At 51.3% G+C, this 18,246-nt stretch carries 17 protein-coding genes, 1 pseudogene and 1 riboswitch; of the genes and pseudogenes, 7 read left to right on the forward strand and 11 right to left on the reverse strand.

Annotated elements, in window-relative coordinates:
- Positions 1-8: 8 nt before the first annotated feature.
- From O6D90_RS08255 to O6D90_RS08265, 3 genes and pseudogenes are all read left to right on the forward strand, one after another.
- A pseudogene (locus O6D90_RS08255) lies at positions 9-688 on the forward strand (fimbrial assembly chaperone).
- Between the two features lie 13 nt (positions 689-701).
- Positions 702-3,188 carry a fimbrial biogenesis outer membrane usher protein gene (locus O6D90_RS08260; RefSeq protein WP_016156959.1) on the forward strand — a complete coding sequence of 829 codons (2,487 nt, stop codon included), beginning with the start codon at positions 702-704 and terminating at the stop codon, positions 3,186-3,188.
- Between the two features lie 11 nt (positions 3,189-3,199).
- Complete coding sequence (locus tag O6D90_RS08265) at positions 3,200-4,183, forward strand: fimbrial protein (RefSeq protein WP_016156958.1); 984 nt, start codon at positions 3,200-3,202, stop codon at positions 4,181-4,183.
- A gap of 53 nt (positions 4,184-4,236) precedes the next feature.
- Here the strand turns inward: O6D90_RS08265 and O6D90_RS08270 are convergent, their stop codons facing one another.
- A complete protein-coding gene (locus O6D90_RS08270; protein ID WP_019077205.1) occupies positions 4,237-4,569 on the reverse strand; it encodes an RcnB family protein in 333 nt (110 codons plus the stop codon).
- A gap of 221 nt (positions 4,570-4,790) precedes the next feature.
- A riboswitch (TPP riboswitch) is annotated at positions 4,791-4,887 on the forward strand.
- Between the two features lie 31 nt (positions 4,888-4,918).
- On the opposite strand from O6D90_RS08270, the gene thiM reads away from it, so the two are divergent.
- Genes thiM through O6D90_RS08285 form a run of 3 tightly spaced genes read left to right on the forward strand, consistent with a single transcriptional unit; the run spans position 4,919 to position 7,292 of the window.
- Complete coding sequence (thiM, locus tag O6D90_RS08275) at positions 4,919-5,707, forward strand: hydroxyethylthiazole kinase (RefSeq protein WP_016156957.1); 789 nt, start codon at positions 4,919-4,921, stop codon at positions 5,705-5,707.
- The gene (thiD, locus tag O6D90_RS08280) at positions 5,704-6,504 is read left to right on the forward strand and encodes a bifunctional hydroxymethylpyrimidine kinase/phosphomethylpyrimidine kinase (RefSeq protein ID WP_016156956.1); all 801 of its coding nucleotides are present in this window, start codon (positions 5,704-5,706) and stop codon (positions 6,502-6,504) included. Before thiM ends, thiD begins: the two co-directional genes overlap by 4 nt.
- A 41-nt stretch (positions 6,505-6,545) precedes the next feature.
- Positions 6,546-7,292 carry a GntR family transcriptional regulator gene (locus O6D90_RS08285; RefSeq protein WP_016153677.1) on the forward strand — a complete coding sequence of 249 codons (747 nt, stop codon included), beginning with the start codon at positions 6,546-6,548 and terminating at the stop codon, positions 7,290-7,292.
- Here the strand turns inward: O6D90_RS08285 and O6D90_RS08290 are convergent.
- Genes O6D90_RS08290 through O6D90_RS08300 form a run of 3 tightly spaced genes read right to left on the reverse strand, consistent with a single transcriptional unit; the run spans position 7,266 to position 10,506 of the window.
- On the reverse strand, positions 7,266-8,231 hold the full coding sequence (locus tag O6D90_RS08290; RefSeq protein WP_016156955.1) for a PfkB family carbohydrate kinase: 966 nt from the start codon (positions 8,229-8,231) through the stop codon (positions 7,266-7,268). The genes O6D90_RS08285 and O6D90_RS08290 overlap by 27 nt on opposite strands.
- Complete coding sequence (locus O6D90_RS08295) at positions 8,228-9,232, reverse strand: ADP-ribosylglycohydrolase family protein (protein WP_016156954.1); 1,005 nt, start codon at positions 9,230-9,232, stop codon at positions 8,228-8,230. The genes O6D90_RS08290 and O6D90_RS08295 overlap by 4 nt, the downstream gene beginning before the upstream one ends.
- A complete protein-coding gene (locus O6D90_RS08300; protein ID WP_016153674.1) occupies positions 9,229-10,506 on the reverse strand; it encodes a nucleoside permease in 1,278 nt (425 codons plus the stop codon). Before O6D90_RS08300 ends, O6D90_RS08295 begins: the two co-directional genes overlap by 4 nt.
- Positions 10,507-10,758: 252 nt before the next feature.
- On the opposite strand from O6D90_RS08300, the gene fbaB reads away from it, so the two are divergent.
- Positions 10,759-11,811 carry a class I fructose-bisphosphate aldolase gene (gene fbaB, locus O6D90_RS08305; protein ID WP_016153672.1) on the forward strand — a complete coding sequence of 351 codons (1,053 nt, stop codon included), beginning with the start codon at positions 10,759-10,761 and terminating at the stop codon, positions 11,809-11,811.
- 22 nt (positions 11,812-11,833) lie between these two features.
- On the opposite strand, the gene yegS is transcribed toward fbaB, so the two are convergent.
- From yegS to O6D90_RS08340, 7 genes are all read right to left on the reverse strand, one after another.
- The gene (yegS, locus tag O6D90_RS08310) at positions 11,834-12,733 is read right to left on the reverse strand and encodes a lipid kinase YegS (protein ID WP_016156953.1); all 900 of its coding nucleotides are present in this window, start codon (positions 12,731-12,733) and stop codon (positions 11,834-11,836) included.
- 859 nt (positions 12,734-13,592) lie between these two features.
- On the reverse strand, positions 13,593-14,324 hold the full coding sequence (gene artJ, locus O6D90_RS08315) for an arginine ABC transporter substrate-binding protein ArtJ (RefSeq protein WP_016156952.1): 732 nt from the start codon (positions 14,322-14,324) through the stop codon (positions 13,593-13,595).
- 246 nt (positions 14,325-14,570) lie between these two features.
- Positions 14,571-15,239 (reverse strand): arginine ABC transporter permease ArtM, encoded by a 669-nt coding sequence (gene artM, locus O6D90_RS08320; RefSeq protein ID WP_016153669.1) that lies wholly within the window; start codon positions 15,237-15,239, stop codon positions 14,571-14,573.
- Entirely contained in the window at positions 15,239-15,955 is a 717-nt protein-coding gene (artQ, locus tag O6D90_RS08325) for an arginine ABC transporter permease ArtQ (protein WP_016153668.1), read from the reverse strand. Before artQ ends, artM begins: the two co-directional genes overlap by 1 nt.
- Positions 15,956-15,961: 6 nt before the next feature.
- Positions 15,962-16,693, reverse strand: coding sequence for an arginine ABC transporter substrate-binding protein ArtI (artI, locus tag O6D90_RS08330; RefSeq protein WP_016156951.1), 732 nt, complete (start codon positions 16,691-16,693; stop codon positions 15,962-15,964).
- A gap of 16 nt (positions 16,694-16,709) precedes the next feature.
- Positions 16,710-17,438, reverse strand: a complete 729-nt coding sequence (artP, locus tag O6D90_RS08335; RefSeq protein WP_016156950.1) for an arginine ABC transporter ATP-binding protein ArtP — start codon at positions 17,436-17,438, stop codon at positions 16,710-16,712.
- Between the two features lie 225 nt (positions 17,439-17,663).
- Positions 17,664-18,179 (reverse strand): lipoprotein, encoded by a 516-nt coding sequence (locus O6D90_RS08340; protein WP_016156949.1) that lies wholly within the window; start codon positions 18,177-18,179, stop codon positions 17,664-17,666.
- Between the last annotated feature and the right edge of the window lie 67 nt (positions 18,180-18,246).

Here is an 18,246-nt window from a genome sequence, read left to right on the forward strand (position 1 = left end):
TAATTATAATGAAAAAAATACTCGTGTTTTTACTGGCCGGTACAGTAATGCCTGCGTGGGGCGGCATTACATTTACGGCACCCGTGTCATTTATCCGGCACAGAAAAAAGAAATTACCGTGCAATTAATGAATGAAGGCAGTCGCAGCTCGCTGGTTCAATCCTGGATAGATGACGGAGATACCAGTCTGCCACCCGAAAAAATCCACGTGCCATTTGTAATGAGCCCTCCGGTGGCAAAGGTCAGCGGAGGCTCTGGTCAACAACTGAAAATTAAGCAATTGGCAAATACGCTACCGGAAGATCGTGAAAGTCTTTTTTTCCTGAATGTGTTAGATATTCCTCCTAATTCTGCGGAATCAGAAGGCAAGAACATGATTAAATTTGCTATGCAGAATCGCATCAAATTTATATATCGCCCGCAGGGTATCGCCGGTGTAGATGAAAAAAGCTTTTCTCGCTTAAGCGTCAGAGATATCAGCGGTGGCATTAATATCAAAAATAATTCTGCTAACTGGATTACTATTCCTGAACTAGTGGGTAATTCAAAAATAAACAGCGAGACAGTGTTACTTGCTCCGTGGTCAGATAAAAAGGTCGTCACCACTGCTGTCGTTAATCATTACAAGGTTACTCTTATTGATGATCACGGAAACTACTTAAGTGAAAAAATAAAAACGGAAAGATAGTCAAGGATTGATTATGTCAAAGATAAATTCTATTACACTGTCAATCCTGTCGGTGTTGGCCGCTTCATCCGTATGGGCTGAAGAAGACACGTTTGATACCCACTTTATGATCGGCGGTTTGAATGGTGAGAAAATCTCTCGCTATCAAATTGATGGCGATAAGCCAATGCCCGGTATATATGAAATGGATGTTTATCTTAATAATAAGTGGCGTGGTCGGTACGATATTGATATTAAAGACGATCCCGAACTGACATGTCTGTCCTGGGCACAATTGCAGCAAATTGGTATTCGCACCGGGAACATTAAAACGGATAAACAAGAAGGCTGCGTGCCGCTGCGTGCAGCAGTGCAGGGCGGCAGTGTTAGTTATGACATTGGGGAGTTTATTCTAAATATAAGCGTACCTCAGGCGTATGTGATTGAATATGAACCAGGATATATGCCGCCTGAAACCTGGGATCGTGGGGTGAACGCTTTTTATACCTCTTATTACGCCAGCCAGTATTACAGTAATTATAAACACGGTGGTGATGATAAAAGCAGCTATGTGAACCTGAATAGCGGGTTGAACCTGCTGGGGTGGCAGTTGCATTCAAGTGACAACTATACGAAAGGTAACGAGGGCAACGGCAAATGGAAGAGCAACACGTTATATGTGGAACGTGGTGTGCCGTCGATTCTTGGTACATTGCGCGCCGGTGACATGTATACCGGGGCAGATATTTTTGATGCCGTACGTTTTCGTGGTGTGCGTATCTGGCGCGATATGCAAATGTTACCAAACTCAAAACAGAATTTTACCCCTGTAGTTCGTGGGATTGCCCAGAGCAACGCCCTGGTAACCATCGAACAAAATGGTTTTGTTATTTACCAGAAAGAAGTACCACCAGGTCCATTTGCTATTGATGATCTACAACTCGCTGGCGGCGGTTCGGATTTAGATGTCAGTGTGAAAGAGGCTAACGGTTCGATATCTCATTATCTGGTGCCTTTTTCATCTGTGCCAAATATGCTGCAGTCGGGCGTATCGAAATATGATTTCGCTGCAGGGCGAAGTCATATTGAAGGGGCTGGCAATCAGTATGATTTCCTGCAAGGGAGTTATCAGTATGGTCTGAACAATCTGCTAACGGTCTATAGCGGCACAATGCTTTCGCAAAACTATTCTTCATTTGTGCTTGGGACTGGCTGGAATACCCCCATTGGCGCAGTATCGGTAGACGCCACGCGATCGCATAGCGAGCAGGATAATGGTGATGTTTTTGATGGTCAGAGCTATCAGGTTGCATGGAACAAATATGTCACGCAGACCGGTACGCAGTTTGCACTTGCAGCTTATCGTTACTCCTCGCGGGATTATCGTACCTTTAATGACTACGTGTGGGCGAATAATAAAAATAACTATAATCGCGATAAAAACGATGTTTATGACATTGCGGACTACTATCAAAACGACTTTGGCCGCAAGAACAGTTTTTCACTGAATATAAATCAAGCGTTACCCGAAAACTGGGGATCCCTGGCGGTCAGTGGCCTGTGGCGCGACTATTGGCAACGCAGTGGAAACGGCAAAGATTATCAGCTTAGCTACTCTAACGCCTGGCAGCGAGTTAGCTATACCTTTGCCGTGAGTCAAACGTACGATGAGGACAACCACGAGGATAAGCGTTTTAACCTGTATATCTCCATCCCGTTCTCGTGGGGGGACGGTATTTCCACTCCTCGACGCGATCTGTTCGTCTCTAATTCCACGACGTTTGATAATGACGGCTTTCAGTCGAATAACACCAGCTTAAGCGGGGTGACGGGTAATCGCGATCAATTCAGCTATGGTGCCAACCTCAGTCAGCAACGACAGGGGAACGAGACAACGGCGGGCGTTAGCATGGTCTGGCGCGCGCCAGTGGCGACTGTAGGCAGTAGTTACAGCCAATCGAATAAGTATCAACAGGCCAGCGGCAATATTCAGGGGGGGATCGTGGTGTGGTCTGAGGGCGTGGCTCTGACTCCCCGGCTTTCAGATACATTCGCCATTGTTAAAGCGCCTGGGTTACAGGGTGCGGCTGTGCAAGGGCATCGTTACCTAACAACCAACAGTAAAGGTTACGCGGTTTACGACAGTCTGACGCCGTACCGTGAAAATATGCTGATGCTGGATCTTTCCGACACTAATAGCGATGTGGCATTACTGGGCAATCGAAAAGGTACAGTACCTTATCGCGGTGCGGTCGTGATGACGGAGTTTGAAACCGATCGGCGCAAACCCTGGTACTTCCTTGCCGAGCGTCCGGACGGCTCTCCGTTATCTTTCGGTTATGAAGTGGAAGATGATATCGGTAATAATGTTGGCCTGGTGGGGCAGGGTAGTCGGTTATTTATTCGCACCAACGACATTCCCGCGTCGGTACATGTTGCAGTTAATAAACAGCAGGGACAGTTCTGTAAAATTACCTTCGATAGGGTGATTGATGAGAATAAAGTCTATATTTGCCGATAAGGATGCAAGATATGAAAGGATACGTATTTTTGATATTTTTGCTGCTGTCATCCTTTGGTGCTGATGCCGGGTGTACATTTCAGGAAAAAAATGGCGGGTTAACGACAATTAATCTGGATATGACATCTGGAACAGCAACGAATCAAATCAATCTCAGTTCCAGTGGCAATATAGTATGTACAGCCAACAGTGATAGCTTATATTATACAACACCGCTCAAGGATTACATTGTTGCAATTCAGGGGGGCAGCGGCAAGAAGGTTTTAATTAATATCAATCTGACCAGCAATGATTTTCCAGTAAGTGTTGGTAAGAAAACGGTTAGTGCCGGCGAAGTGCTGGATACCAAAAGTTTCACCATCTCAGCAAGATATGTAAATTCAGGGACTATTAAGCAGACAGTATCCGGTGATGCGTTTAGTCTGAGCGACCCGGCAGTAAGTATTACCTCTGATAATTCTTGTACTTCAAACTGGCTAGCTTATCTTTATTGCTGGGTTACCGGACGTTTATCGAGTAATTCAGCTTTTACACAGAATTTAAGCTTTACAGTAACGCATCAACCCACCACGTGTCAGTTTTCATTACCCCGATACGAAATTAAAATGCCAGATACCACATTGAATGAGATGCTCACGGTTAATAATACCAAATCGGGTTCCACAAATCTGGTATTGAATTGCGAAAGTATATATAACGTTACTACCAATCCCGTCACTTTTAAAGTGGTGCGCGGTGACTGGGATGAAAGCGGGAAAATACTAAAAAACACGATAGCGAATGGCGCCAAAGGGGTGGGGTTCCAGATATATAATGGCACCGCGACTTCTCCTCTAAAACAGGGGGATAATCTGATGAACAGAATGACCAAACTGGGAGCAATCAGTAATCAGTATACTTTCCCTATTACTGCGAAATATGTTCGCGTGACAGGGGAATCATTACTGCCTGGTGAAATACAAAGTAAAGTGATATTTGCAGTATCTTATGACTAATTGATTTGCGGGTATTTCACGTACTTTCTTGCTGAAAGTACGTGTTTTTTCTATTAACGATGATAAAAAATCTCGCCGTCGTAGGCTTTAATGATCTTACCGTCAGCATCGTTGATCAGCACGTACGCACCACCCATATAGGTCCAGTGGGTACCGGCGGTAGGGGCTGGCAGGTTGCGTTGGTTCCATTGCTTAATCGCATATTCGTCAGTACGGTACAGCGGTGGGACCGTGTCACCAGGTTTAAAATGGGTAAAGTCGGCGATGAAACCGCTCAACTCATACTTATCAATTCCGGTGGGAGCAGCTGTTGCGGCCGGTGCGGCCCAGACGACGCTGCTTGCAAGCAGGAGTGCACCCAGCAACATTTTATTCTTCATACCCATCCTCTTTACCTGTTCGGGTCATCAACATCAGTCGTGTATCATTCCTGGCTTATAGGGCATCTGACAAGAACTTTTTTGTGATCACGCCAGTCATTTCGTAAAAAGTGTAAATGAATGTACAGAATAGCTGCAACCTTACCCCGTAATTTCGTGGAGGGCCATGGTGCTGCGCTAATTTACATCATCAAGCGTAGGCAGTATTCTGTTACCGAAACTTGTGTTTCAACGACTCGGGGTGCCCTTCCTGGTGAAGGCTGAGAAATACCCGTACCACCTGATCTGGATAATGCCAGCGTAGGGAAGTCTGACACTGCTCGTGTCCCTTCTTCGCGCGGGCAGGAGCTGAACCATGCAGCCTGACCTGCACAGCCGCACACTCGCGGCTCACACCTTACACCAATTTAGAACGCTTTCCCCTCTCACACACTGCATGACCAACGAGGTCGTGCAAAGCTTTACGGCCAATACGCTGTTGGCGCTGGGCGCATCACCAGCAATGGTAATCGAGCCCGAGGAAGCCAGTCAGTTCGCGTCTATTGCCAGTGCATTACTGATTAATGTCGGCACCTTAACCCGGGAACGGGCTACGGCGATGCGCGCCGCAGTTGAGCGGGCACAACTTGCTAAAACCCCGTGGACGCTCGATCCCGTTGCCGTGGGGGCGCTGGAGTTTCGTCGTCGCTTCTGTCTGGATTTGTTGGCGCTACAGCCTGCGGCTATCCGCGGCAACGCTTCGGAAATACTGGCTCTGGCGGGTATGAACGGCGGGGGACGCGGCGTGGATACGACCGATACGGCAGCCGCTGCGCTTCCCGCAGCGCAGGCACTGGCTCGTCAGGTTGGGACCATTGTCGTGGTTACCGGCGAAATTGACTATGTCACCGATGGTCAGCGTACCGTCTGCGTGAACGGCGGTGATCCGTTGATGACGCGCGTGGTGGGCACCGGATGCGCGCTGTCGGCGGTCGTTGCGGCCAGTTGCGCCCTGCACGGTGACCGGCTTGATAACGTCGCCTCCGCCTGTAGCTGGATGAAACAGGCCGGACAAATAGCCACTCGACAATCAACCGGACCGGGCAGTTTTGTCCCGGCATTTATTGACGCCCTCTATAACCTGAACGCGCAGGAGCAACTATGAAACGGATTAACGCATTAACGATTGCCGGAACCGATCCAAGCGGTGGCGCAGGTATTCAGGCCGATTTAAAAACGTTCTCGGCGCTTGGCGCTTACGGCTGCTCGGTTATTACGGCGTTGGTGGCGCAAAATACGCGCGGGGTGCAGTCGGTGTATCGCATTGAACCTGACTTTGTCGCCGCGCAGCTGGATTCGGTGTTCAGTGATGTGCGTATCGACACCACTAAAATCGGTATGCTGGCGGAAACGGATATTGTTGAAGCGGTCGCCGAACGCTTGCGTCGCCATCGGGTGCAAAATGTCGTGCTGGATACAGTGATGCTGGCGAAAAGCGGCGATCCGTTGCTGTCTCCTTCGGCGGTTGAAACGCTGCGTACCCATTTGCTGCCGCAGGTTTCGATTATCACCCCAAATTTACCCGAAGCTGCGGCGCTGCTCGGGGCTCCCCATGCGCAGACTGAGCAGGAGATGTTAGAGCAGGGAAGGGCGCTGCGGGCGCTGGGTTGCGAGGCGGTGTTGATGAAAGGCGGTCATCTGGAGGATGCGCAAAGCCCCGACTGGCTCTTTACCCGTGATGGCGAGCAGCGTTTTACCGCGCCAAGGGTGATGACCAAAAATACCCACGGTACTGGCTGTACGCTATCGGCGGCACTGGCGGCGCTGCGTCCGCGCCATGACAACTGGGCACAGACAGTGCAGGAAGCTAAGTTGTGGCTTTCAGCGGCATTGGCGCAGGCCGACACCCTGGAAGTCGGTGAGGGAATTGGTCCGGTGCATCATTTCCACGCGTGGTGGTAATGAGTATACTGGCTGCAGAAACGGCTGCAGGAAAAAGATAAATGGAACAAGCGCATACCCAGCTTATCGCGCAACTGAATGAACGTATTTCCGCGGCAGATAACACGCCGCTGTATATGAAATTTGCGCAAACGGTGAAAAACGCTGTGCGCAGCGGGATTCTGGAGCATGGAAACATCCTGCCCGGCGAGCGCGATCTCAGCCAATTGACTGGCGTTTCGCGAATTACGGTTCGTAAGGCGATGCAAGCCCTGGAAGAAGAAGGCGTCGTGACGCGCGCCCGCGGTTACGGGACGCAGATCAACAACATCTTCGAGTATTCGCTAAAAGAAGCGCGTGGTTTTTCACAGCAGGTGGTGTTGCGCGGTAAAAAACCAGATACGCTGTGGGTTAACAAGCGGATTGTGCCTTGCCCGGAAGAGGTAGCGCAACAGCTGGCTGTTGCCACGGGGAGTGACGTCTTCTTGCTCAAGCGCATTCGCTACGTAGATGAAGATGCGGTTTCTATTGAAGAGTCATGGGTTCCTGCCCATCTAATTCATGACGTGGATGCCATCGGCGTTTCACTGTATGACTATTTTCGCAGCCAGCATATTTTCCCGCAGCGCACCCGCTCACGTGTCAGTGCCCGAATGCCTGACGCAGAGTTCCAGGCGCACATTCAAATGGACAGCAAAGTGCCGGTGCTGGTGATCAAGCAGGTAGCGCTTGACCAGCAGCAACGGCCCATTGAATACAGCATCAGCTATTGTCGAAGCGACCTATACGTGTTTGTGTGCGAGGAGTAACGCCTCGCGCGTAGGGGCGCAATCGCCCCCGCGATGCCCTACCACCCAGGACGCCACGGCGTTTCCAAGCAGTACCGCGTCAGCCAGCGACCAGCCAGACGCCAGTCCAGCCAGCATGCCGCCAGCGTGGCTGTCACCTGCGCCAATGGTATCAACGACCGCTGTCGAAAATGCCGGTATGCAACCGGAAGTTTGGGTGCTGAAATACCACGCACCGTCTTTATCGTGGCGTACCACCACCGGTGTGGCAAAACGTTGCACCCATTGTGCGCCAAAACCTTCTATATCCTGGCTTAATGCAAACCGCTCGGCGGCAATTTCCGCCTCCTGCCGATTGAGCGATACCAGTGGACGGCAGGCCATAATTCTTGCCAGTAAGGGCTCGGGAATGTCGCCGATGCGTGGGCCAAAATCGATAAACGGCGTCACTTCCTCCAGCCCTTCCAGCCAATGCACCAGCAACTCACCACACGGAGAGGCTAACTGATAGCCCGAGAGATAAACCAGGCTGTGACGTGGGATCTCCAGCTGTGCCAGCCAGTCAGCGTTCCACTGATTTTCGACGCCACTAAAGGACATAAAGGTACGTTCGCCATCCGGCTCGACCAGAGCCAGGCACCAGCCGTTATCGCCTGTGGCGTTATCGATCAGGCTGTGCAGTCCCTCCTTTGCCATCCGGTTGCGGATAATATCGGCCCACACCCCCTGACCCAGCGGTAAAGCATTACTGGCGTCGATACCTAACCGCTTGAGTGCTACGGCAATATTGAGCGCGCAGCCGCCAACGTTCACCCCTTGCTGTTTGAGTTCAATGTCACATCCGCGCCAGGGAAGGGCATACGCATCGGCAATGACATCAATCACCGCCGCACCCACCACCGTAACGGGTCGCTGTGTGCGTAACTGCGGGAGAAGTTGTTGCAGACGCGTGGTGCTCATAGTGCCTCCCGCTGCTCGCGCAGTCGCATCAATCCACTGGCGTAGCGGATAAAGTCCAACTGATTTACCGCATCGAGCTCATGTTTCAATGCCGGATTAATCGCACTTACGCCGTGGAGCGCGCCACAAATGGCAGTTGCCATCGCCCCGATGGTGTCGGTATCGCCCCCGAGGTTCGCGCACAGAATGGCGCAGCGGTTAGGATCGGTCTGCGCCAGCTCAACCATAGCGATGGCGCAAGGCACGGATTCAATGGTACTGGTTCCGGCCCCCACAACCTGATACAACTGCTCGCAGGCAGACTCAATGCCGTCAGCGTTACGGACAATTTTCAGCGCCAGCTCAAGGCGTGCACAGAGCGATGCGCTAAAGGTAGTGATCCTTTTTTGCTGCGCATGCCGGGCAATGGCTGGCAGCGCGTCGACAATCTCTGACCATTTTCCGCCGTCGATAGCGCGTGATACCGCCCACGCGACCACCACTGCGCCAGCGATAGCCAAATCCGATTTATGTGTCGGGCTGGAGGCTAATGCCACATCATCGATAAAGGCATCGAGATCGCGCGCGGGGAGCAGGCATCCCAGCGGTGAAACGCGCATTGCCGCTCCGTTGGTAACGCCGTTATTTTCCAGTTCGGCGACAGGTTTGCCGTCGCGAATGGCTTTTAGCGCAATTTTTGAGGTCGGGCCGAGCACGTTTTTATTAAAAGCATCAAAACGTTCGGCCCAGGCCAGAATATTGCGGCCAATAACGTCGGGTACAATCTCTCCGTCGCACTCAAGCAGGGCATCAGCCAGACACAGCGCCATGGAGGTGTCATCAGTGAACTCCGCCTGGTTAAAATAGCAGGCGGCATTATTCTCCGCAGGGCCGGGTAAAAAACGGTCGATCCAACCGAAATGGGCTTTAACCCGGGTTCTTGGCCACAGTTCCGACGGCATACCCATCGCATCCCCTAACGCCTGCCCATAAAGAGCACCGAGAATACGTTCTGCTTTCATTTTACTTCCCCTTGTTTCAACGCTACATCGCGATCGTCCACCTTAATGGCGGTGATTTCTTTATCTGACTCGCGAAAGAAAATCATAAACATTACGGCAATGACGGCGATCATGACTGCGCCAAATCCCCACATGCCAGCCCAGTTAAAGGTAAGACCATTCACCGGTTCCTGATAAGCAAACATTTTTTCCATCATCACGCCGCCCAGACGATAACCGAGCAGGCTACCGAATCCCTGACAGCAGAGGGTGATAAGCCCTTGCGCCGCGGTGCGCATATGTACGGGCGCTTTTTTATCGACATAAATGTAGGCTGTGACGTAGTAGAAGTCGTAACTGACGCCGTGCAGCAGAATGCCGAGAAACAGCAGAGCGTAAGTGAAATATTCTTCCGCGCCGCCGTAAACGAAAAATCCGTAGCGGATAGCCGCAGTAATAAGACCAAGCAGCAATACCTTTTTAATGCCAAAGCGTTTGGTGAAAAACGGTAGCGCCAGCATAAAGAAGATTTCAGAGAACTGGCCCAGCGTCATCCAGCCGGTGGCGTTTTTCATCCCGACTTCTGTCAGATAACCGTTGGCGAAGATGTAATAGAACGCCAGCGGCATCGCGAACAGAAAAGAGCAAAAGAAAAAGACGAGGAAGTTCTTATCCCGCAGTAGGATCAGCGCATCCAGACCCAGCATGACCTTGAAATCCATTTTGCCGGTACTTTTCGGCGGCGTATCCGGTAAAAAGAACGCAAAGACGCCCAACAGAGCGGAGCTTCCGGCAGTGATAAGCAGAGGAATATTGGTAGGGGAGATGTCACTGTAGCCAAGCATTTGCGGTAAGAAACCGCAGGCCAAACCAGAGGCGATCCAGCCAATGGTCCCCATCACACGGATGCGCGGGAAATCACGCTCAACGTCACTGACGTTGGCAAAAGCGATACTGTTGGTCAGCGCAATCGTCGGCATATAGGTCAACGAATAGGCCAGTAACAGCGGGAAAAATCCGCTGAAGGTGGTTTGCTGGGCGGCGAAGTACATCAATATAGCGCCGACGAACATCAGCACCGCCAGCACTTTTTGCGCGGAGAAAAAACGGTCAGTGACAGAACCGACCAGGATGGGCGACAGGATCGCAGCAATCGCGGTACAGGCGTAGGACCAGCCGATCTCCCCGGCGCTAAAGCCACTTTTACTCAGCCACAGCCACAGCGGTACAAACCAGGCGCCCCAGATAAACCACTCTACAAACATCATGAACGACAGCTTAACTGTAGTTTTCATCTTTAAATCCTTCATGACAGGTAAGGTACGCACTGATAGTACCATTCGATAATACCTTTAAAATACCTTTGAGGTCTAAATTTGACCGCCTTAACATTATTTCTTCCTGAATCGAGCCAGCAGAAGTTGCTGAAAAGTGCGCTAAAGATGGAAAAAAAACGCAGTCGGTACCAGGCTTATTGCTGCCCGCAACAAAGCGGGTCAGGACAATCCACATTCCGGTTTCAAATCGGAACTTACGGGAGCATAGCTATGACTGATATTGCGCAGTTGCTTGGCAAAGATGCCGACAACCTTTTACAGCATCGTTGTATGACCATTCCTTCTGACCAACTTTACCTGCCTGGACATGATTACGTCGATCGCGTGATGGTGGATAACAACCGTCCGCCAGCGGTGCTGCGTAATATGCAAACGCTGTATAACACGGGCCGACTGGCCGGGACAGGTTATCTGTCAATTCTACCGGTGGATCAGGGCGTGGAACACTCCGCGGGGGCATCGTTCGCGGCTAACCCGCTGTACTTTGATCCGAAGAATATTGTGGAACTGGCTATCGAAGCAGGGTGTAACTGCGTGGCATCGACCTATGGCGTGTTGGCTTCCGTCTCCCGTCGCTACGCGCACCGCATTCCGTTTCTTGTAAAAATTAACCACAACGAAACGCTGAGCTACCCCAATACGTTTGACCAGACGCTGTATGCCAGCGTAGAACAGGCATTCAATATGGGCGCGGTTGCGGTAGGGGCAACCATCTATTTCGGTTCAGAGGAGTCCCGTCGCCAGATTGAAGAGATTTCTGCGGCGTTCGAGCGTGCTCATGAACTGGGCATGGTCACCGTGCTATGGGCGTATCTGCGTAACTCCGCGTTTAAAAAAGATGGCGTGGATTACCATGTTTCCGCCGATCTCACCGGGCAGGCTAACCATCTGGCAGCCACTATCGGGGCGGATATCGTTAAGCAGAAAATGGCGGAAAATAACGGCGGGTATAAAGCAGTCAACTTTGGCTACACCGACGATCGTGTTTACAGCAAGCTGACCAGCGACAACCCAATCGATCTGGTGCGTTATCAGCTGGCGAACTGCTATATGGGGCGCGCCGGATTAATTAACTCTGGCGGTGCGGCTGGCGGCGAAACCGATCTGAGCGATGCGGTACGTACGGCAGTGATTAACAAACGTGCTGGCGGCATGGGGCTGATTCTTGGACGAAAAGCATTCAAGAAAACCATGGCTGACGGCGTTAAGCTGATTAACGCCGTGCAGGATGTTTATCTGGACAGCAAAGTCACCATTGCCTGATTCCAGTTGGGGTGTCGTCGTGTTAACGCAGTAGCGGACAACCCGGCGGCAGTCTGCAACGTAGCGCTGCGGGCAGGATTTCAATATGAAATTCTTGTCCGCTAAGCGGTTCGCCATCGAGATTAAACGTAATTTCGTGCGGGGCGCGGATATCAAACCACGATGATGCGCCTTCGATGATGTTAGGGTTGTCTTCGGATTGCGTTAACGCCGAAAGCAGCCCTGGCAACAACTCTTCGCCGGTAAAAATACGCAGTTGCAGCAGACCATCGTTGATCAGCGCCGTCGGGCAAAGCTGTTGCCCACCACCGGCCTGACGACCATTACCGATACCAATGACCAGCGCCTTACCCTGCCAGTGAAAATCTTCCCCACGAATGTCGCAGATATCGGGTTTGAGCGTATCCATGCGCATTAATCCGTGAATAAAGTACGAAACGCCACCTAATGCGGCCTTGAGTTTTTCTGGTGTCTCGGTGGTGATGCGTGTGCCGAAGCCGCCGGTTGCCATATTGATAAAACAGGTTTTATCATTGACCTGAACCATATCGATATCAGTCGCATTTCCGGCGATAGCCAGTTTTAACGCCTTATCAAGGGCGTCGGGTATGCCTACGCTGGTTGCAAAATCATTCGCCGTTCCCAACGGTAAAATACCTAGCGCCGGGATATTGCCGCCCTGCGACTGGATCAGCGCCGTCGAGACTTCGTTAATTGTGCCGTCGCCGCCGCCGGCAATCACCGTTGCAACGCCTAACTGGCGAGCTTCATCAACGTAGCGTTGGGCGTCGCCTTTTTCCCAGGTAACGCGAACATGGATTTCCACGCCTTCATCGCGTAGCTCTGCAATGACATCACGCAGGGGGAGATTATCAGCACTTTTTCCATTGAGGATCAGTAAACTGGCAGGGAACGCTATCATCCGTTTGCCTCACTTTTTTCGTTTTAACAAGTGTACGCCAGGAATGGGTTTATGGCGTAAGAACTGACTGAAAGCGAAGGCGAAGAGATAAAAAAAGCCGCAGGATGCGCAATACTGTTCAGTTAAGCATTATGGGGAACATGTGATTCTTGCTCAGGGTTCCGTTCACCTCGGCGGTAGCAATTCTCTGAAGCGCAGATACCCGTGAACGTGCAAGAGAGGCTCACCGCCGCCTCCCTTGCATCCCAGGCTCCCGGCGGGAAAATCGTCGCTGTGCGATTCATTCGTCTTATGCCGTCTGCCTGTCGGGTCGGGGCCGGGCCTGCGTCCCAGCAGGCCGTCCCCTCTGCCCGCATCCCTGCGGGCAAACCCGGTCAGCCGTCAACACCTCATCGATTTTCAGCCGGACGGGGTCATCGCTGCAACGCACTGACTTCCAGTTAACTCTGTTTTGCTGTTCAGATAAAAAACGCAGGTGGTCAGGTGTGGGCTGGTCCGGCTGAAAATTGCCGACGTGTTTCCGTAAGGCAGGGAGAACCCGCAGGGATGCGGGTTCAGGGCGCGTTTTGCAGGGAGGCTACCTCGCGCCCGGCCCGGTAGCCTGGAGGAATAAACGGAGGGGACCGCGGAGCGGCAATTTTCCCGCCGGGAGCCGGGATTGTAAAGGGCGTGGCGGAGAACGCCCTTTACACGTTCACAGGAATCGGTGTTTCAGAGAAACGATGCACATGAGGTGAACGGAACCCTTACCGTGAGATAGCATATTCATAACTTCTGCCAACACAGGTGATGCTTTCTGAAACTGAGGCGTTAACTGAACCGCATTACGCAGAATGCGGCTTTTCAGATTGGGCGGACGTTACTGTGGGAACCACTGATCGCTGATTTTTTTGTACGTGCCGTCAGCTTTGATTGCGGCCAGCGCGCTATTCAGTTTTTCCAGCAGGGCTTTGTTATCCGGGCGAACCGCAATGCCAAGACCAGTACCGAAGTATTGTGTGTCGGTCACTTTGTCAGTGGCTACGCCTAACTGCGGGTTGGTTTTCAGCCACTCGTTAACCACGGCGGTATCGCCAAATACGCCATCAATACGACCATTTTTCAGGTCGATAATCGCATTCTGATAGCTGTCGTAGGCCACGGTTTTCACTTCAGGGTGTTTGTCCTGCAGGTATTTCTGGTGCGTGGTGCCGTTTTCCATGCCAATGCGTTTCCCTTTCAGGTCGGCAAAGGTTTTATAGGTGTCTTTTTTCGCAATCACCAGCGCGGAGTTTGCATAGTAAGGCTGAGTAAATGCCACCTGCTTGCTACGCTCAGGCGTGATGTCCATTCCGGAAATCACCGCATCATATTTTTTGAATTTCAGCGCGGGAATCAAGCTATCAAAAGCATGATTGGTGAAAGTACAGTCAGCCTGCATTTGTTTGCACAGTGCCGTTGCCAGGTCGATGTCAAAACCGACAATTTTATTGCTTGCATCCAGTGACTCAAATGGCGGATAAGTCGCTGATACACCGAAACTAATTTTATCAGCAGCTGAGGCGCCTGCGGCGAAAGTAGCAAGTAATGCGGCCAGTACTAACTTTTTCATGGTGGAACTCCCGTCTGTCAATCTTATGATTATTTACCGTGTCTGCGGCGTGAATTAACAATGCCATTTAATGAATTTATATGCAATAAAAATGATTAGTTATTTTTAAAGATATAAAAAAAGACGGACAATTTAGGTTGTTGTCCGTCTTTTTTATTTTGGCTTTATGCATATTCACCGGAGAGTGTACAACGGAAGATGAATCGTAGCCTGATAAGCGTAGCGCCATCAGACATAAAAACCGATTTAATTCCGGTGTTCAAACGCCAGCGCTTTACGTTCGATCAAGCGCATCATCAGCGTCAGCAAACCGTTGACGATCAGGTAAATCACACCCGCCGCGCCGAAAACCATGACGTCATAAGTGCGACCATACAGCAGCTGACTATAGCCCATGACTTCCATCAGCGTGATGGTGTATGCCAGTGAGGTACTTTTAAACACCAGCACCACTTCGTTAGAATACGAGGAGAGGGCGCGTTTAAAGGCGTACGGCAACAGAATCGCCAGCGTATCCTTCTTACTCATCCCCAACGCTCCACAGGACTGCCACTGGCCTTCCGGGATTGCGCGGATAGCACCGTAGAACAGCTGGGTGGTATAAGCCGCACTGTTTAACGATAGCGCAATTAAGGCGCACAGCCACGGTTCAGAGAGCAGGTGCCACAGTACCGGATACTCCTGTAGCGTCGGGAACTGCCCTGGCCCGTAGTAGATCAGGAAGATTTGCACCAGCAGCGGAGTACCGGTAAACAACGTGATATAGGCGCGAACCAACCAGACCACAATCGGCGTTTTTAGCGTCAGGATGACGGTGAAAACCAGCGCCAGCACCAGAGCAACTACGATGGAGGCGACCGTCAGCGTCAGGCTGGTATGCAGCCCTTTTAACAATTCAGGTAAATACTCAAGCATCAGCCTGGTCTCCGCTCAAATCGTGTCGCGCGCAGGTCAATGCGTTTGAGAATGTACTGACTCACCAGCGTAATCACCAGGTAAATAGCCGCCGCCACAATGTACCAGGTAAACGGCTCTTGGGTACGGGTGGCAATGCTCTTGGTTTGCAACATCAGATCGTTCACGCTGATAAGGCTGACCAGCGCTGTATCTTTCAGCAATACCAGCCACTGGTTACCCAGTCCCGGCAGAGCGTGACGCCACATCTGCGGCATCACCAGGCGGAAGAAGATCGCGGCTTTAGACAAACCCAACGCCTGACCTGATTCCCATTGCCCGAGTGGTACGGCCTTCAGCGCGCCACGCAGCGTTTGCGACGCGTAAGCCGCATACAGCAATGACAGCGCAATTACACCGCACAGGAACGGGCTGACGTCGAAGTTTTCGATCTGCATCTGAACCGGGATTTGTACAAACCCGAGATTGATCGTAAAGCCATCGGCCAGCGTCAGCAGCAGTTGTGAAGAGCCGAAATAGATGAACAGAACCACCAGAATTTCCGGCAGACCACGCAGGATGGTGACCAGAGCTGAACCCGTCCATGCTACCGGACGCCATTTTACTGACTCCCAGACGGCAAAAAACATGGCGAGCGCGAGGCCAATAATCAGCGCACAAACGGCAAGGCCGACGGTCATCCCGGCGGCGCTTGCTAAAGGAAAAAATTCATTCATCAAGTATTACTTCTGGAACCATTTGTTGTAGATGGTCTCGTAAGTCCCATCTTTCTTCACTTTTTCCAGCGCAGCGTTAAATTTCTGCTGCAGCTCGGTATTGCCCTGGCGCACAGCGATGCCCAGACCCGTACCGAAGTAATCTTTATCCGTCACTTTGTCGCCAACTGCGGCCAGCTTTGGATTATCTTTCAGCCATTCGGTCACCACTGCGGTATCACCAAATACGCCGTCAATACGACCATTTTGCAGATCGAGTTTGGCATTCTGATAGCTGTCATACGGTACGGTGGTCACTTCCGGATGTTTATCCATGATGAATTTCTGGTGCGTAGTACCGTTTTGTACACCGACTTTTTTGCCTTTCAGCTGGTCAATGCCGGTGTATTTACCCTGTTGGCCAACAAACAGGGCAGAGTTGTCGTAATACGGGGTGGTGAACAGAACCTGTTTTTCACGCTCTGGCGTGATGTCCATACCGGCCATCACCGCGTCAAAACGACGGAATTTCAGGCTCGGGATCAGGCTGTCGAAGGCCTGATTGGTGAAGGTACAGGTCGCGTCAATCTCTTTACACAGCGCATTCGCCAGATCAACGTCAAACCCTACGATTTTGTTATTCGCATCAATAGATTCAAACGGAGGATAAGACGCTTCGGTGGCGAAACGGATGGTTTGGGCTGCGGTAGCGGAAAGGCTAAAACCTGCGATTAGCGCGGCAATCAGAACTTTTTTCATTGTATTGTCCCGAATCTTAGTGAGAGAGATAGTTTTTAAACGCTTCGGTTTGCGGGTTGGCAAAGCAGCTCGCATCCCCAAACTCGACGATATGACCGTTTTCCATATACACCACACGGCTGGCCGTTTTACGTGCAACTTCCACTTCGTGGGTGACGATCACCTGAGTAATGTTGGTTTCCGCCAGTTCACGAATGATGCTGACGATTTGGGCAGTAATTTCCGGATCAAGCGCTGCGGTAGGTTCATCAAACAGCAGCACCTGCGGCTCCATCATCAACGCACGGGCAATGGCCACACGCTGTTGCTGGCCACCGGAGAGATGCAGTGGGTAGCGATCGCTGTACGGCTTCAGGCGCAGACGTTCCAGCAATTTTTCGGCACGCGCCAGCGCTTGATCTTTTGTCAGACCCAGTACGCGGCAGGGCGCTTCAATCAGATTCTGCACAACCGTGAGATGCGGCCAAAGGTTGTATTGCTGGAAGACCATGCCCACGTTCTGACGCAGCTCCCGAATGGCTTTGTCTGACGGGGTCTTCGTGAAGTCGAAACGGTTACCCGCAATAGAGAGTGTGCCCGAGCGCGGCATCTCAAGCAGGTTGAGTACGCGCAGCAGCGAGCTTTTCCCGGCTCCACTTGGGCCAAGTAACACCAGTGTTTCACCCTGAGGGCAATCCAGCGTGATATCGAACAGCGCCTGATGTGCGCCGTAGAAGCAGTTAATGCCGTTTAATTGAATACTCATTGACACTCGATACTGGCAGTCTGATAGCTATTGAAGCCGCAGATACTACCTTTGACAGAATAGTTATGCAATATTTATGCGTTAAAAGTTAAATGCAAACCGCATTCTTATCTAAACATAGCACAAAATAGCGGGGCCACCAGTGGGCAAGAATAATTGTCGGCATTCTATGCAGAATGCCAGACAATTTATGGGGGTTATGATTCAGGCGGGTGAATGGGGCGGTTAGCGGTTTTCGACAGACTGGCGCAGCGTCCCGGCTGGCGCGTGTACGCTGCCGCCCAGATAGCGGACATCGTCAACTACCCAGCACTGGCCTTCGCGGATCATCAGCACTTCATCACGCCAGCTTTGGTCACCCTGTTTAAGCTCTACGCGCAGCGGAATGTTGCGTGCATCACTATTCGGAATGGTCGATGCGCTGGCGACGCTGGCACTGTCCGGTAACGTAGCGCGACTAGAGAACGGATCGCTGTTAAACAGATCGCGATGCGCGTTATCACGGGTGGCATCGTTCAGCAGTTTCGCCAGATTATCGCTGAGGTACGGACGAAGGGGGGTAATGTCATTGTTTCGGTGCTGAATACGGTAATCATAGAATTGTTGAGCCACGCTGTCTGGCCCGCCTTCTACGCATGAGCCGCTACGCGTGCCGTTATCTTTGTAGGCCGGCGTTACGGTAGTACAGGCGCTGAGAAGTAGTGCACATGGAACCAGCAGAGAGAGTTTCGAGTAGCGCATAATGATTTCCTTATTAGCTTTCTACTATTAGTGTTCTACGTTGATTTACATGTCATACTTCAAGTTG

The sequence above is a fragment of the Citrobacter sp. 21OH12SH02A-Citro genome (assembly GCF_027919895.1).
Lineage (GTDB): Bacteria > Pseudomonadota > Gammaproteobacteria > Enterobacterales > Enterobacteriaceae > Citrobacter > Citrobacter braakii.